The following is a 16,581-nucleotide window of genomic DNA, read 5'->3' on the forward strand; positions in this document are numbered from 1 at the left end:
TCAGCGGGTGGTTTGAATACCACTTGCTCCCGGCAGTGTAGTTTCCATCCCTCATAGTCACTTCTAAAACAGGGAACCAGCGTCAGAGCTGGCCATCGAACTGGTAAAAGGTTTCCATCCCTCATAGTCACTTCTAAAACGTCTCGGGCTGGTATGAGTATTTTTTAGGACCCGGGTATTAGTTTCCATCCCTCATAGTCACTTCTAAAACTTAGTTATTGGAGCAAGGGGGATCCATCCACCGAGTTAACAGTGGTTTCCATCCCTCATAGTCACTTCTAAAACTGAAGATTTTATGAAAGCAATCCCAGGATACCATGAGGTTCCGTTTCCATCCCTCATAGTCACTTCTAAAACTTGATTATAGTTGAAGATTTTATGAAAGCAATCCCAGGATGTTTCCATCCCTCATAGTCACTTCTAAAACTGAAGCGGTCGAGTTGGTGGATTATGCCGGCGACCTTTTGGGTTTCCATCCCTCATAGTCACTTCTAAAACGAGGATTGATAAGATATGGGTTATTGAAGCGGTCGAGTTGGTTTCCATCCCTCATAGTCACTTCTAAAACTCGTGCTAAGGGGAGCGATATATCAAGGAACAACGAACACGTTTCCATCCCTCATAGTCACTTCTAAAACTACACATTCCGGATCACGTATGGCTGGTTGTTGTGTTTCCAGTTTCCATCCCTCATAGTCACTTCTAAAACGGAAATCCTCAATGATTTCCTTAATGCCCTGCCGGGCTAGTTTCCATCCCTCATAGTCACTTCTAAAACAGAAAACAGACAAGAAATCTTAAATCTGGTTGAAGGGTCAAAGGTTTCCATCCCTCATAGTCACTTCTAAAACGGAGGATATGGGAGATATGGTTGTTGTTACAGTCGATGGTGGGTTTCCATCCCTCATAGTCACTTCTAAAACTGCCGCACCCGGCCAAAAAATAAAAAAACTAAAAGTTTCCATCCCTCATAGTCACTTCTAAAACAAATCGTAATCGATTTCCTTAATGCCCTACCGGGCTATCATGTTTCCATCCCTCATAGTCACTTCTAAAACGAATCCAGTAGTGGGTGGCAAACTATTTATAATTGTGAATGAGTTTCCATCCCTCATAGTCACTTCTAAAACCCAAAAAAGAAGAAGTTTATCAAGCCCAGCCAGCGGCTGGGGTTTCCATCCCTCATAGTCACTTCTAAAACATGGAAAATAGAGGTATGGTAAATACGGTGGTTAATGGTGGGTTTCCATCCCTCATAGTCACTTCTAAAACGGGAAATATGGGTAATATTATCAGGGTCAACGGTGGTGCCGTTTCCATCCCTCATAGTCACTTCTAAAACGAATATGGAAAAAAAGACGGTCATTACACTTAACGGTGGTGCGTTTCCATCCCTCATAGTCACTTCTAAAACTCAGAAAATTGCTCGTGAACAACACGAGGTAACAGATGCACTGCGTTTCCATCCCTCATAGTCACTTCTAAAACTCTCCAATTTCCGCTCCCAACACCTCCCCATTCCTTTTTTCAGTTTCCATCCCTCATAGTCACTTCTAAAACTGGTATGAGTACCACCTGCTGCCCGGCAGGTATCTGCGGTTGGTTTCCATCCCTCATAGTCACTTCTAAAACGAACGTTGAGGAACTAATTAAGAATTGCGAGGGCAAACGTTTCCATCCCTCATAGTCACTTCTAAAACTATTATTGAAAAATCTTTATTTTGTTTTGGTAAAAAGTTTCCATCCCTCATAGTCACTTCTAAAACTAAAATAATTAAGATTGTTAGAGCTAGTGAAATGGTAAGAAGTTTCCATCCCTCATAGTCACTTCTAAAACGAAAGATACGGGATAGAATATCGCACAACACCGCGGAGGGTTTCCATCCCTCATAGTCACTTCTAAAACAAAGTATGGTAGTTGGAGGAAGGTTTGAGCTGTCAGTCCAGTGTTTCCATCCCTCATAGTCACTTCTAAAACGGAAAATAACGGAAGAGTTTTGGGGGTGGAAATTGGAGAGTTTCCATCCCTCATAGTCACTTCTAAAACACGATTGAATTAGGAACCTTTAGCATCAAAGGTTTAACACAGTTTCCATCCCTCATAGTCACTTCTAAAACTTTTCTTTAAAGAAGGGCAAGTTTATAAAGCCCAGCCAGTTTCCATCCCTCATAGTCACTTCTAAAACCGTAGAGGTGTACGTGTTAGTAAACGGTAAAGAAAAGAAGGGTGTTTCCATCCCTCATAGTCACTTCTAAAACTTAGTTTAAAGAAGGGCAAATTTATAAAACCAAGCCGGAGGGTTTCCATCCCTCATAGTCACTTCTAAAACTGCGGTTATCAGCCGGGGAGAAAGATACCCCCCTAGTGGAAAGTTTCCATCCCTCATAGTCACTTCTAAAACTTTTCTTGATGCCCTGCCGGGCTATCACACATCGCCCGGCATGTTTCCATCCCTCATAGTCACTTCTAAAACCTATTAGTGTAAACGGTGGTGCCTACCAAGGCACCACCAGTTTCCATCCCTCATAGTCACTTCTAAAACGGGAATCGAAGTGTTGAAGAAGGTAATAATCAAAGGTAACAGTTTCCATCCCTCATAGTCACTTCTAAAACAAGCAAATAGATTGTACGCTTCTGATGGAGAAAACATCGTGGAAGTTTCCATCCCTCATAGTCACTTCTAAAACTCATAAGACCCCCATAGATATTATACCATTATTTTTGTTAAATTTGACAGTTACATTTGTAAAAATTGAAAAGCTCGTATTTATGCCTATTTAGGTTGAACATAGATGGAAACTATCCCCCGAAAAATCTGTGATTTTTTGTGAGTTTACATAATCGTTACAAAGTGTATTTTAGACATGTTGTATTAGTGCAATTTTAGGATTGTTGTTAATGCTATATGAAGGTATCTTTGGGAATTTGTGTAGTTTTGTTTTGCGTTTATGATAATTTTTATATGTATTTGTATTTCATTTATATTGATAACAACGGATGTTTTTTATAATTGCTCTAATTTTCAAAGGTATACCGCTATGAGTTATTGATATTGTGAAGATATTAATGTTACTGTTGTGTTCTCTTATGTTACGTAACGAAAAGATGTGGTGAAAATGAATATTGTAATAACGAATGAACGTATGGTATGAATTCTTTAAGTGTGGGCAATTAAAGCGAAAGTGAATAAAAGACGGGCACTTAGGCAATTTACATAGCACTCTTTTATCCCGCCTATCTCACGCTAACCGATATACGGCGGTTCGTTAATTAATATGCGCTTTTTTGCGTAAAACCACGTGATTTTGGAACTGTCTCAGATAATGTCGATGTTGATTGTTTATTCTTAGGTTTTGTATTTTTCCTAAGGTAGCTTTCCAATCTTCGAGGCATGACTTTGCATCCAGGTTTCTTTAGATTTGCTCTCGTTAAGTACAATATTATTTTTTGGCAACGGTTCACATTATGAAGCGGACTTAGATCACCAAACTGTTGTTCAAAGTGAGGTATACCAAATAAATGGATGTTTAAAAGCATTTTTATTTTTACTTCTGTTTTCCAGTTTTTTCAGAAGGTGGTGTGTTCTTAAGGTAGGATGGTATGGTTAGAAAAAAACCCAAGCCAGCAGCGGACGTAGACCACGCACTGGCTTGGGCATAGATGAAGAGGATTTTTAAAATAGGTGGGATATTAATTTTCTGCTTGAGGCTCGAATCTCCCGTATCCGTAGTTTGTTTTAGCACCTATTCCATAGAGTTTTAGCATGTTTTTGAATTCAGTTTTTATTTTGTTCTTTTCTTCCTCTGTGAAGTTACTTTCTTTGTCTAATAGTATTGTAAATCTGTAAGTTGATGCTCCTACGACAATGTATTGAACTGGAACAGGGCTATACCAATCGTTTGGCGGATTGTCTTGTTTCATGTAATAAGGCTGGAAATGATTGTTTATTAAGTCAATCTCAATTCTCATATCTCCTTGTGGGAGCGCATCGAGAAATATCACTAATCCTCGCTGGTTCTCTCTAGGGTTGTTTAAATCTGTTCCGAAGATTTTTTTGTAAAGTTCTTCTGTTATTGTTTTGTCTTCTTCCATTTTTTCTAAGAGGTAATGAGCAAAAGCACCTTTTATTGATGTTGCTGGTATGACTGGTATTCCATAGTTTCTTGATAGATGTATGCCTACTTCTATCAACGATGGTAAACCACTTCCAAGAAGTAGTTTAGTTCTTAGTTTAAATGTTCCGTCGATAAGTATGTGTTTTTTACTGTAATTTTTTACTATGTTGTTTCTGCGTTCACTAAGTGATTTTATCGCCTGGATGATTGTGTCATCAAATTCCATGTTTTTGACAATCTCTTTAATTATGTCATTTTTCTTGAAATTTCCAATTATATATTGGCGAGACTTTTCGTAGATTATTTTATCCCAGTACAAACTTTTGTTTTTCACTACTTCGGTATTGTTCTTCTCTTGTGTTGGTTCAGTCATTTTCTTCACCTCCAAGATAGATGTCAGCGTATCTTCTAAGCCATTTCACCCCCTCGAGTGCTGCATATTGTATTTTGAAGTATTTCGAGTTCTGCTCGGCGGTACCGTTGATAACTTTTTGAGAAAAGTTCTTCTCACCGGTTTGTATTTCTATAAGAGCATCAAGGTGTTCTATTAGTTTGTCATGCTCTTTAACCTTTAGGAAGAGTATCGTACCATATAGACCGTTCTGAATAATCATACTGCATAAACCCTTGACTGTGCTAAGGTATTTGTCTTTATCTTCTTTTGAGCTTGTTCTGTATATTTCACTTACACATTCCACTGCTTTTTTGATTAGTTCTGTCATTGTCCATTCACCACCTTTAGTGCAACTAATCCTTTTCCAACTGTTTCTTTTCCACCAATGTTTATAACTGCGTTATCAACTGCGTCCTTTAGCTTTCGAACTATATCTTCATTGCCTGTCTCTTGTGCTTTTCCATTTCCATATAGTGTTTTTCTTGCAACAAAATACATTACTGTATCTTGTGGTAAATATTCTTCGTACCAAAGTGCTCCAGTAGCAACTGTCCCTGTGTTTTTGTCGATTCTGATTCTTGGAATGATTTCTGTCATTGTTTCAACGATTGCAGAGAATATTTTGTCATTTACGAGAACCACATCTGTTTTGAGTTTGTCTTTTATGTAATCAACTGTAGCTACGTTTTTTGAGATGATTTCCGCAATTTCTTTCAATCTTCCATTCTTTACCGCTTTGAATTTGAAGTCTTCAAGCATTATTTCAGTCTGATCCTCTTCAATGACGAGAGCTGTTGAATCATTAATATTCAAACCTTTAATTTCATTGATTAATTTTTCTTTTCCAATTTCTCTCAAGAACCTTATTAATACAAGTGGCGAGGTTACCCATACAAATAGTTTTTCACGGTGTCTTACTGGGAAGAGTAAGATTTTCGCTTCGGAAAATGCGATTTGTCCTGGGGTTGATTCGTCTGAAACTGAAGGGTCGCTGCCAAAAATGAGTTTCTCTGTTTTTTCTCCGAATTTTAAATTTGCCCTGAGCGAACCTTTGATGCCTTGAATTATTGGGAAGCCTGTGGTTCTTTCTCTTTGGATTGGTAAGTCTACGATTCCAACATCCATACCTTTTCCTGCGTGGATTTGTGATTCAGCATACATGGTAACAACAAGTTTCTCAAGTTTTTTGTTTTCCGAGTTTTTGTTTTCCATACTTCTCAACCTCCTATTTATTAAATATTAGCTTTGAATTTTTCGTATGTTGTATAAATGAAACTTCCAAAACCAAAGAGGTTATGCTTACTTTTTGTGATTACCTCCGTTTCTGAAGGTATACTATCGAGATAATAAACTGTACCTGACGCAACTGCATGATATATAGGTTTTGGACGACCAAAAGCGTAATCCCAACCAGAGATGACCATCCTTTTTCCAGAAGCTATCGCAAGTATTTGAGAGTTTCCAAATTTGAGGTCATAAGGTGCGATACCTTCATCGTATATGGCTGGGGTGATGAGCATTATTGCTGTTTGCTCATGGTTTGTGTTTTCAAGTTTGTCAAAAAGTGTGGTGGTTACTTTTTCTACACTTATTCTCGCCCATCTCTGTTTTGCTCCTAAGAACACTCCTTCAAGTTTTGTAAGCTCTTGAACCGTCTCTTCGCTATCAGTTATCATAAAGAATCCACCATTTTTGAATCTGTATACGTTCATCGTATAAAGCATTGATTCTTTGACTTTTTTGTAGTCTTTTTCTAACGCAATGCCAACTTTTGATTCAATAATAAAGTTTTTTGGTGAGCTGAGTTTGAAACTCTGCCCTTGTTTGTATTTTTCGAGTTCTCTTAGTTCAATATATGCTTCTTCAACTGGTTCGATATTCGTCATTTCCGGAATCCAAGCTAAACCCTTCAATGTAAAATTCCCAACTTTTGTTTCGATTTCAAAGTACTGCATTCTTTTGTACTGTTTCTCTCCGTTGTCTTGCTTGAGATATACATTCTTTGGTGCGGGGAAGTAATGTTTTTTCTGACCATTCTCTTCGGAGTAAATAAACGGACCTATTAGTTTTATTCTTCCAGGGTTGTTCTCATCTCCAACGAGTTCTTGAAGTTGTTTTGGTATATTTGGTTTTTTATGGTACTGTAGCTCAATACCATGGGCTTTTAGTATTGCACTACGAACAGCTCCATAGAAGGGATATGGTGATGGATACACTGTTTGTGCATAACTACCCGAACCAAACTGTTTGACCTCACGAAATGCTATCCATTCTTCAGGTTCGAAGTAAACAAAATAGTATTCTTTGCTCATTAATTCCCACCTCGCTTATCTCCTCGTTTTGTAAATCCAACGGTTAGTATCAGGTCAAATGGGTTGGATGGTCTTTCAGATATACTTGAAGTAGCGAACACTCTTTTTGCGTACTCCTTTAGTTCTTTTGTAAATCTTTTGAACTCTTCTGAGTCTTTTGACTTGGCGTCAGATTTTCTGAGTATATACTCAATAACCAGTTCAAGGAATGTTTCATCTTCTCTAGCGAGTTCAAGATCACTTTCCAAGATTTTGTAAAACGAGCGATGTGATAGTTTGAAGTGTTCTGATTTTTGATATAGCTCATAAGCCTTTTGTATAACATCCATGCCGTTTATTTCCCATTTCGAACCAACTTCTTCGATTTGTCCTGACCTCCTAACTATTGCTATACTAAATGCGCTTCTGCCAAGTTTTTCTTTTGCTCTGTGTTCTTGTTTTCGTGCTAGTTCTATTGCTACTCTAAGTGGTGATTTGTGATTTATTATCGATATCCCGGCGCTCATTGTTGCAGTTGGTCCCATCATTGTTGTGTAGGGCATACCATTTTTGTAAAGAACTCCGTTGGCGAATTTGTATGTCGTGCTGCCTATCTTAAGTTCAATGTCTCCTATTCCAGAATACATTTTTCTTATTTTGTTTGCGCACGGGAGCACTTTGTCGGCTGGTAATATTGCAAGTACATCATCTCCACCTGCGTAAATAAGCATTCCTTGGTATTCGTCTTCTACTACGTATTGAACAAGTGAAGAAAAGATTCCAAGCGTTCGTGAGATGGCTTTCTGATATGAAGGAGTTAATATCGGTTTATCAAAGAAAAAGTTTTCGCCTGGGTTGTTATTTTGAATTTCTTTCAGAGTTTGAACTGCTTTATCGTGTAGCATTTTGCTCATTGTTGGTGCACTTTCACCAGAAACCAACTTTCCCATCCTGTCTCCATCCATCATGAGAACAGCAATGTATCCGTTTTTGAGCTTTTGCTGAGTTTCCACAGCGTTCAATTCCAATTCTCCTGATTTAACTTTTCCGGATACTTCTTTGTTTACATCATTTTCTAACGCAATTTCAAGCACTGATTTAAACGTAATTCTCTCGTCGAAAAGTTTTTTGCTTACTAATACATCTCTGAGGAATCTTTTGACTGTATTCACAGTTCCAAGGTAATCTATTTTTACCTCATTTCCCACTGTATCTAAGACTTCTACACATGCCCTTACTCCCGCTCCAAAATCGTCTGGAATTCTTTGTGCTCCGATTTGTTCATCACTTTGGTACGGGTGGAAATACCTAATAGTTTTTATGGCATTTAATCTTGATGTTAGCACTTTGAACACGTAACGATAAAAACTACCGGCATTTATTTTGTAACCGCCTTTTGATTCGATAAATTCAATGAATGAAATGTAGCTTTTAAATTCGCTTATGAATTTTTCGTCGATAGTTACGTATTCTATGATATTCTTTACTCCACTGACATTATCAGGTAATGGAATCATTGTTGAGTTGATAATTGGAAATAGTTTGATTTGTTTTTTGTATTCTTCGATATTTTTGAGTTCTATTGCTTTTTCGGTCGGGTTTTTTAATTTTTTTTCTAAGATATCACTTGCTAATTCTTCCCAGGATTTTCTCACAACTTCCTCGAACATATTTATTACTTTTTTTGCTTCCCAAGCCGGAACTATTGCAAGGAATACGTTAGGTACGGAGGCTATTTTCTCATCCATGAGTGGTTCAGTAAATAGCGTAACTCCTTGCCTTTGCAGAGTTCTATAAACAAAAGCATTTCCTCTTAAGTATGGGTAGACGATATTATCAAATCCGTAATTGATACCTATATATTCAATTGCCTTATACGTCAAATAAGAAAGCAAGTAACTGCCTGCCCACAAATCTACTGTTTTTCTAGCCTGAGCTATAAGTTCCTGGACTGGTCCTATTGCGAACATAACAAGAGCTGCATCGATTTTTCCGTCTTTTTTGCATGATTGCAATGCCGCTGTTATTTCAAGGTGGTCAATGATTGAATGGTTTGGAACACGTGTGTCTGCAGGCATGAAGCCGACAAAGTCTGTCAGATAACCAAGTTCCCACCAAAGTGCATGGTAAAATTTTTCATCATCTGTATTTTGCGCTCTTATAAGTTTTATTTTGTTTCTTAGTTCTTCTATGTACTTTTCCTGCAAGTTCGCATCTGCTATCTTTGAATAAAGGTCTTGTTCTAAAACTGTAATTTTTTCTCCGCTTATAGGATGAATAAAGTATTTAAGCTCATCCATACCTACTCTAATTTGTCTTCCATATAGTTCATTAGGTAACGGAATTCTGTCGAGTGAGCTTCCAACTATGTCTTCTTGACCTCGAATGTATGGAACACCTGCAATGCGACATAGCTCACTTGCAAGGTCTTCATGCGATTTTATGTTAAACGCTTTGAAGACTGGATCATGAAGCAAGGCTGCTGCTTTTTCTTTCCAATTAATTTCTGGCATCATTGTCACCTCCTGATGAGGAACTTACTTCTCGAATTTTGTGATAAATTCAGACAACTTTTCCCAGTCAGCTGATAAGTAAGCTTCTTTCTTTTCAGGTTTCTCGTTATTTTCTTTTTTTGACTTAGTGGGGGCAATGCTTAATTTATATCCTTTTCCCTTTTCAATTCTCGGAGAAACATGACTCTTTAGCAGAAGAGCATTCACAAAGTATTTTCCATCCCTATCTCTGAATAGTAATATTCTCAGGCAACTTGGTTTTCTCGTAATCCGTATATCTTCTTTTTTCTCGCCTGCATCTTGATTTATTTTTACAGAAACATTACCAAAAGAGTATTGAAGTGGTAAACCTAAAAATGCTACAGGAATTTCAACTGGCTCTTTACTCCTACCTTTTAATACCTCAGCGAGTTTAATAAGACTGTCCTTGCTTTTCTTTAATTCTCCATTGTGTCGAATCACGTACTTTAACTGTCTGTACCATCCTATTGAATAACTTTCTGTGTACTTTTGCTTTTCGTAAATCTTTGAAATTACACTCGATAGGTCAGCCGCTTTAATTTTAGTGTCTTTTAAGAGGTATGAACCTTTACAAAGATTTGGAAAATCTAAAAGTTCAGTTTGGGTAGCGTAAATTAATATGTCTTTCAATTTCTTTTGGGTATTTAAAATTTCTTTGCTTTCTATGAATTCTTTAATAGAAAGTTCGGCTTCATTTAGAACGTCCTCAATCCTCTCTTTAACACTTTTGTTCGATTTTTCCTCCTCATTTTGGATAATTTCAAACCTTCCAAATCCTTTTGTTGTTTTTGCTCCAATTCCGCCTACTAAGCTCGTAAGTTTTAGTAGAGATGATATGACATTTTCAATATTTTTATTTTCAAATGTAAAGTGCAACGTAAACAAACTATCTACATCAAGATATTCTGCTCTTTCAATTCCATACAATGCATATGTAAAAGCACCATTACTTTTTATGCTGCCATTGTTTTCGTCCGTGTTTTTCCTATTCTTATTTTCGTCTGTGTTATTCCTATTCTTATTCTTATTAGAATTATATATTCTTAAATCATCTTTGTTATATTCCACCCAAACTCCGAATGGTGCTTTCTTCTTCTGGGAACCAAATATTTCGTTTTCAAGTAGTTTCAGTCCAGCATATTTTTCTTTTTCATACGTTTTGTAAAGTTCATATAGTTCTTTGTTTTCTTTTGGAGATTTCGGTTTATTATCCTCGTTGAGACGGTAGATATTTATAATCCTTGGTGCTACTGCTCGAAACCAAAAATGTAGAACACCTTTAATACTTTGCCCTGTTAGGTCGAATTCTCCAGTTTGTGGGTCTTTTCGCGAAATTATCGGAGTTACAACTTTACACTTTACCTGTGCGTAAATCATATGTTCACCCCCTATTTTGGTTTTGAAAATACTAACTTTAGCTCAGTTATCCAATTAATGACTATTTCCCGTCAGTTCTTTGTGTGTTTAGCTGTAATACCGTTAATTGCACTTTCCACAAAACATATATTAACTACACTTTTAACGTTTTGAGAAGTTTTTGCTCTTTCTGTTTTTCTTCTTCTCATTCGTGGTATAATTCCTTCTCAATACTGATAGCTGTTATGCAACTTACCTTTATTGTATCATTTTTTTGTAAAAGAATGTACACTTTTTTGGAAAAAACTGCGGCGGGGAACCGCCGCAAAACCGGAAGTTAGTAGCTAATTACTTAAAACGAGAACGCAAAATCAATCATTGGAAGTATGTAGATTGTGTAGAGCGAAAATGTAAAGCTGTTGTCGTTGTTTACGTATTCTGTTCCGATTCCAATGTAAGGTACAAAGAGAGCGATTGTTCCCCATTGCCAAAAATTGTTCCAAGAACCTGGTTTGATAGGGTTATAGTAGTTTCTACTAACGTATCCTAAAAAGACAATGCTGAATCCTTGGTAACCAATTGTTTCGCCTTGTGGGTTGGAAACTGGTGATAGATACGATAACGTTGGAAAGGTTAGTCTGTCTGGAGCACTTTTTGCAGTTTCAAATTCAATTTCCATCTTTGCATACTTTTTGATGTTATTGATTTCATAGGCTATCATTAACGTTCTTTTTCTAATGTTTCCGGAAATTCCAGTCACAAACCAACCACTCGATGAAGAATATGTGATATGACTTTGTGGAACGGCTAAGAACGATGCTCTTTCACCTGGTGGAAGTATCGAAGGAACTTGTGGCTGGTCCGATACTATAAACCTTTGTCCTTCTTTGATGAGTCTTGCTGGTTTTCCGTTGTTGTCTGTGAAGATAGATTCGTCCCAAATGATTTTTATAGGAATTTCTTGTTTGTTAACGAACGTAATCTTTAAAACTTTTTGCACCATTTGAATAAGGTTTGTGCTACCATAGGGCTGAAGCTCCACCAATATTTGCAAATCTTCGTTCTCAAAGGTTGCTATATAACTATCTTCTGGAGCTACACGATTTGAAGCATTTGTTGCGCTTTGTGCCCAAACAAGTGCTGAAAACAAACCGAATATGAATACCGCTAAGATAATCTTCTTTTCCACCATGAAAGTTCCACCTCCGCTTGATTTTGAAGTCTTTCATGAAAATGTTGTTCGATAACAAAAGCTACTAACTCAATTTCTGAACTTGCTTCTTATGGTTTCTATTGCCTCTTTTGCCCCTTCAAGAGGAAATTCGAAGTAAACTAATCCATTTAAGTACCAATCAAGTTCTAGTAATAAAGTTTTGTGATTAATGACTCTTTCAATGTTCTGAGCATACTCTGCAAAATGCAAAAAGTTGGAACTAAACTTTTGGTAGAACACTGTGTATATAGGTTCTTCGTTATCCCACTTTACTCTTGTGGTGATACGTAGATAATCACCAACGATTTCGAAGTCTTCAATATTTGGTATATTGTTAAATCCTATGTAAATCCATTCGTTTGTTCCGTCAGTTGAAAAAACCAGCCAAGCTTCCGTATCGTTGTAAGGAAATGACATAGGTTTCAGCGGTTTGACTTTCGGAGATATGGCGTGCCAGACTTCCTTTCCGGTCATTGGATCTTTTTCACTTACAATCTTCCACGAACTTGAAGAACTGTTACTTGGAGTTTGAACACACGACACCAATAACATAACTGTGAAAAATAATAAAACCACAACAGCTAAACTTTTTGACTTTATCACCGCAATCAACCTCCTTCAAACATCTTCAAACATGCAAATAGTTGAGAAATAAGTCAACCGCACCGTAATCAGCCTGCAAGTTCTAAAAAAGTTTCTGTAAACTTCCCACCCCCTCCTATCACCTTAGACGGTTTCGACGTTTTCCGAATAATATAACGTTCCGGAAGGGAGAACCTGACATATAAAAAACAAAAAAAGCCTGGCAAAAGCCAGGCAAGTTTTGTGAGTATTTATGCAATTTTTCAATCGGTCATTTCACTTTCAAATCGTTCCGTTGACTATATTCTTTTTGCTTTCCCAAACCTCTTAGTTACTTTTACAAACCCATCAAAAGCAAAAGGAACATCATCAGTTCTCATAGGTTCACAAGATAGATTTTGCTCAAAAACTCCGTTTGTAAATAATTCGAAAAGTCTGTCTTCAAGCAGAGTAACTTAAACCAGATGCGTTTTTCCTTCTTTGACCTCAAGAGATCTTAACGTTATGCCCAATAAACGAAGAAACGGTAAAAAACTTGTCTGAAATATTAGAAACTTGATAACTCAGCATCAGCTTCCTTTAATACTTTAAAGAACTATCCATGAATTTTTTGCCTGCGTAAAAATTTATTGTTCCATCTTCTAAAGCTAATTTTAAAATAGGACTTAGAATATCCAAAATACCTTGCCTTTGATAGACTTTTAAAATCATTTCGGTAATTCCAAGATGTTACCAACTATGTAAGGTTCCTTTCTCTGCTCATCGTAAGGTCTTTCGTCATATGCTATCACTGTTTTAATTTTCTTACCATACCTCACGTTGTCTCTAATTCTTTCAATCATATAATTCAAAAGTGTTGTGCCACCAGTTAGATTTATCACTAACTCTGTAGCGTCTTTCAACCTCTCAGTTGCTTGCTGAACAACTTTGCTGGTCTCATCCAAACCTTTGAACGGATCATTCACAAGTATCACGTGATACTCACCTTTGAATTCTGCTTTTTCAATAATCTCTGGCACAAGCTTTTCGCCCTGCTCGGATGTGACAATTACAAGTAAATCTCCAGGAATTGATTTCAGAACTGTATAAAGCGCGCCTGGTGTCGTTCCAAGTGGTGAAAGTATAGCTTTCAACTGTTTACTTGGCGTGTAATTCGAAACTATTGATTCGAAATCCTTTTCAATCAAATTTTGAATCTCTCTTTGAATATTCTGAGGGCTTGGCAACGAATCTTTGTTAAATCCAAAATGAGCTATGTGGTTTCGAGCCTGGGCTAAAGTATCATTACTAACCGAAATAGCTTCACGCTCTTCTACGTCGAACAATTTGTCGAATTTTCCCTCTTTGAAAAGCACAACGTTCTTCAAATATTCCCTTGCCAGTCTGGTTGCCATACCTAAATCGTTTGTTTCATAATAGAATTTAAGCAGCTCTCTTTCGGCATTTAATTCATTTTCGCTAAGCACAGGCTCATTTTTAGCGGAATCGCCAGGTGCAAAAAACTTTTCATACCTATCCACAATTGCATCAAAAAGCAAGTCAAACTGCGGGATGAATTCCCTGACGTCTTCACGAACAGCTGAGCCTTCTTCCTTCAGTAAACCCAAGAATTTATTCAAAGACTTGTGAATCATCCTTATTGAACCTAATCTGATTGCTTCAGATACAGACGTTATCGCATCAGCAAGGGACTTTAGCTTTCTGGGTTTTCTGTGTGAAGAGCCACCTTGCTTGTAATATCTTTCATTCCAACTCTTAATTTTGTTAGCCAGGATAGAAGCGTAACCAAACTCTTTAAAAAGCCTTGTAGCATAGATCCAGTCGGCTAAATCAATTAATTCGGTCATATCCTTACATTTCGTCATGTTTGTAGCCCTATCATACTTACCGTACAGAACCTTCATTTCAACATTCTTCAATTCGCGCAAGAACATATAAATAACAACTGCTGTCATGGTAATTGATCTAAAAGAATTGGTGACATCCAAAATAACCAGGTCTCCATCATCTATCAACTCCGCAGCCTTTCGTACAAAATCAGTTACGCTTTCATCTTCCGAAATTTTAATCTTCTGGACTTTGATGCCGTTTTCACTGCAAAACCGTTCAACATTGTACTTATCGTATGTTTTCATAGCTTCCTCAGTCAAGAAAAACGCAGCTGAGATATCCTTGCCTTCCTTCATCTTCAAAAATTCCAACAAAGCAAGTGGGAATAACTCCTGAGATGTTTCAAAATCATCAAACTTAACTATAGCCTTTTGATACGAACTTGTTCCCAAGAACGTAAGTACCTTTACCATATTCGATACCTCCACAGTTGGATTTACAAAACTCCTAACTTTCCATGCCTAAATCTTTCAACACAACCACACTCAAAACCTTCTTACCAAACACAACTGTTTTTGAAAAACGCGTGGAAAGAAACTTTTATCAAACGCCAGCCTGCGTCTATATACCTTATCCTGACTTCCAAAACGACACTCATTGCAAAACAAATAAAGGAAGCAATTTTGCTTGCTTCCCCTCTAGCCTCTTCTAAAACTGGACGTCAATATAAGGTGCTACTAATCATTATACTATATCGAGATTCCAACCCTCATAGTCACTTCTAAAACTTCAAATACTTCCGTTTTCCTCTTTTCTTCGTCTTAATAATGTTTCCATCCCTCATAGTCACTTCTAAAACTCAAGAAGATGGCAAACAGGAAATACAAAGGGATTTGGAAGTTTCCATCTCTCATAGTCACTTCTAAAAAACCGTAAGACCCTCATAAGTATTATACCATTATTTTTGTTAAATTTGACAGTTACATTTGTAAAAATTGAAAAGCTCGTATTTATAACTATTTAGGTTGAACACGAATGGAAACTATCCCCCGAAAAAATGATTAATTTTTGTGAATTTACATAATCGCTACAAATGATATTTTAGACGTTTTGTATAGTGCAATTTTAGGATTGTGGCTAACGGCGTATGAATGTATCTTTTGAATGTGGTGCGTTTTTTTGTTTTCTTATTGGATAATTGTGATATTTATTTGTACATTGATTTGTCAAAACAGTTATTCTGAATTTTGGATATATGTGTTACTGTTGTGTGTTCACATAGTTAGTAACAAATAGGTGTTGATAATATTAATATTGTGATAACCAAAAGGGGTATGGTTTAAAGGATGGGATTCTGTGAAATGACTTAAGCGATCACAAAAAAAGCCAATCCATGAGGATTGGCTTTTATTTGTTTAAATTTTTCTAACCAGAGTTGCTTTTTACACAGTTACTAAAGGTTACTAATTTCATTAGCCTTCTTTTAGTTTGATTTGAAGTTTTTCTTTTAACAATGCCGAAGGGAAGTTATGCCCCACGGCAAATTTCACAGTGCCTGGTAGTTTTCCCGTGTAAATGAGTTTACCAGACAAGTATAGTTCTGCCTCTTTGCCAATAAGTTCATCAGGCAGATATAGGTTTGCAAAGCCATCAGATACTTCGATTATTATATTCTCATACTTATCAGAAGTCGATGCAGCAGCTATTGAAGGTAGGAGCTTTTCTAATTCTTCCTTTTTGAAAAATTTTGACAGGTCTATTATTTTTTCATCATCTTCATTTTCTGAATGTTCTTCATAGTTAATCATACTACTCAAAAATGCATCGTAAAATATTTTGATTCTATTTATTTCGAAGTTATAGAACTTCTTCCAAATACCTTTGTACCTATTTGCCATCTTCTTAAAATTATCGAGGATTTTTTCAAATTCATCTTTTTTTACCCTGCCGACAACTTCACAATACTTTGGACTAATATAAAAGTTTATTGGAGTTACTTTTAGACTTCTGACCATGTGGTCTATTTCAATTTTGTATCCTGCTCCCCCTAATACCAACTCTGTCGTCAGAAAGATTACATTGTACATCTCTCCGATTTTCTCAAAAACAAGTCCATATACTATGTCCTCACCATAGATAGCCACTATGTCCCCAATCTCTAATTTTTCTGTACCTTGTTCCAATAGTTTCCTAATTTTCTTTGCCCCTTTTTTATACTCTTCAAAAATTTGTTCAAGGTATTTCATTTCATTTCTATCGCTCATT

At 36.7% G+C, this 16,581-nt stretch carries 10 protein-coding genes and 1 CRISPR repeat array (1 of these 11 running past the window's edge); all 10 genes read right to left on the bottom strand.

Features of this window, described 5'->3' with window-relative positions:
* Positions 1-2,688: direct repeats of the CRISPR family, unit length 30 nt; unit sequence GTTTCCATCCCTCATAGTCACTTCTAAAAC; it begins 5,090 nt to the left of the window's first position.
* 1,003 nt (positions 2,689-3,691) lie between these two features.
* The gene (gene cmr6, locus JM64_RS00760) at positions 3,692-4,489 is read right to left on the bottom strand and encodes a type III-B CRISPR module RAMP protein Cmr6 (RefSeq protein WP_064011093.1); all 798 of its coding nucleotides are present in this window, start codon (positions 4,487-4,489) and stop codon (positions 3,692-3,694) included.
* On the bottom strand, positions 4,482-4,838 hold the full coding sequence (gene cmr5 / locus JM64_RS00765; RefSeq protein ID WP_064011094.1) for a type III-B CRISPR module-associated protein Cmr5: 357 nt from the start codon (positions 4,836-4,838) through the stop codon (positions 4,482-4,484). Before cmr5 ends, cmr6 begins: the two co-directional genes overlap by 8 nt.
* Entirely contained in the window at positions 4,835-5,722 is an 888-nt protein-coding gene (gene cmr4, locus JM64_RS00770; protein WP_064011095.1) for a type III-B CRISPR module RAMP protein Cmr4, read from the bottom strand. The genes cmr5 and cmr4 overlap by 4 nt, the downstream gene beginning before the upstream one ends.
* Positions 5,723-5,742: 20 nt before the next feature.
* On the bottom strand, positions 5,743-6,822 hold the full coding sequence (gene cmr3, locus JM64_RS00775; protein ID WP_064011096.1) for a type III-B CRISPR module-associated protein Cmr3: 1,080 nt from the start codon (positions 6,820-6,822) through the stop codon (positions 5,743-5,745).
* Complete coding sequence (gene cas10 / locus JM64_RS00780) at positions 6,822-9,314, bottom strand: type III-B CRISPR-associated protein Cas10/Cmr2 (RefSeq protein WP_064011097.1); 2,493 nt, start codon at positions 9,312-9,314, stop codon at positions 6,822-6,824. Before cas10 ends, cmr3 begins: the two co-directional genes overlap by 1 nt.
* Positions 9,315-9,338: 24 nt before the next feature.
* The gene (gene cmr1 / locus JM64_RS00785) at positions 9,339-10,712 is read right to left on the bottom strand and encodes a type III-B CRISPR module RAMP protein Cmr1 (RefSeq protein WP_064011098.1); all 1,374 of its coding nucleotides are present in this window, start codon (positions 10,710-10,712) and stop codon (positions 9,339-9,341) included.
* Between the two features lie 331 nt (positions 10,713-11,043).
* Positions 11,044-11,883 (bottom strand): hypothetical protein, encoded by an 840-nt coding sequence (locus tag JM64_RS00790; protein WP_064011099.1) that lies wholly within the window; start codon positions 11,881-11,883, stop codon positions 11,044-11,046.
* Positions 11,884-11,952: 69 nt separating this feature from the next.
* Complete coding sequence (locus tag JM64_RS00795) at positions 11,953-12,507, bottom strand: hypothetical protein (protein ID WP_064011100.1); 555 nt, start codon at positions 12,505-12,507, stop codon at positions 11,953-11,955.
* Positions 12,508-13,193: 686 nt separating this feature from the next.
* Entirely contained in the window at positions 13,194-14,789 is a 1,596-nt protein-coding gene (locus tag JM64_RS00800) for a TM1812 family CRISPR-associated protein (protein ID WP_014452044.1), read from the bottom strand.
* A gap of 999 nt (positions 14,790-15,788) precedes the next feature.
* The gene (locus tag JM64_RS00805) at positions 15,789-16,580 is read right to left on the bottom strand and encodes a hypothetical protein (RefSeq protein WP_041262870.1); all 792 of its coding nucleotides are present in this window, start codon (positions 16,578-16,580) and stop codon (positions 15,789-15,791) included.
* Position 16,581: the final 1 nt, after the last annotated feature.

Origin of the sequence: Fervidobacterium pennivorans (assembly GCF_001644665.1) — a bacterium.
Classification (GTDB): Bacteria; Thermotogota; Thermotogae; order Thermotogales; family Fervidobacteriaceae; genus Fervidobacterium; species Fervidobacterium ngatamarikiense.

Coding starts and splice junctions, on each gene's coding strand:
- cmr6 (WP_064011093.1), bottom strand. CDS start 4,489: ATGACTGAACCAACACAAGAGAAGAACAATACCGAAGTAGTGAAAAAC.
- cmr5 (WP_064011094.1), bottom strand. CDS start 4,838: ATGACAGAACTAATCAAAAAAGCAGTGGAATGTGTAAGTGAAATATAC.
- cmr4 (WP_064011095.1), bottom strand. CDS start 5,722: ATGGAAAACAAAAACTCGGAAAACAAAAAACTTGAGAAACTTGTTGTT.
- cmr3 (WP_064011096.1), bottom strand. CDS start 6,822: ATGAGCAAAGAATACTATTTTGTTTACTTCGAACCTGAAGAATGGATA.
- cas10 (WP_064011097.1), bottom strand. CDS start 9,314: ATGCCAGAAATTAATTGGAAAGAAAAAGCAGCAGCCTTGCTTCATGAT.
- cmr1 (WP_064011098.1), bottom strand. CDS start 10,712: ATGATTTACGCACAGGTAAAGTGTAAAGTTGTAACTCCGATAATTTCG.
- JM64_RS00790 (WP_064011099.1), bottom strand. CDS start 11,883: ATGGTGGAAAAGAAGATTATCTTAGCGGTATTCATATTCGGTTTGTTT.
- JM64_RS00800 (WP_014452044.1), bottom strand. CDS start 14,789: ATGGTAAAGGTACTTACGTTCTTGGGAACAAGTTCGTATCAAAAGGCT.
- JM64_RS00805 (WP_041262870.1), bottom strand. CDS start 16,580: ATGAGCGATAGAAATGAAATGAAATACCTTGAACAAATTTTTGAAGAG.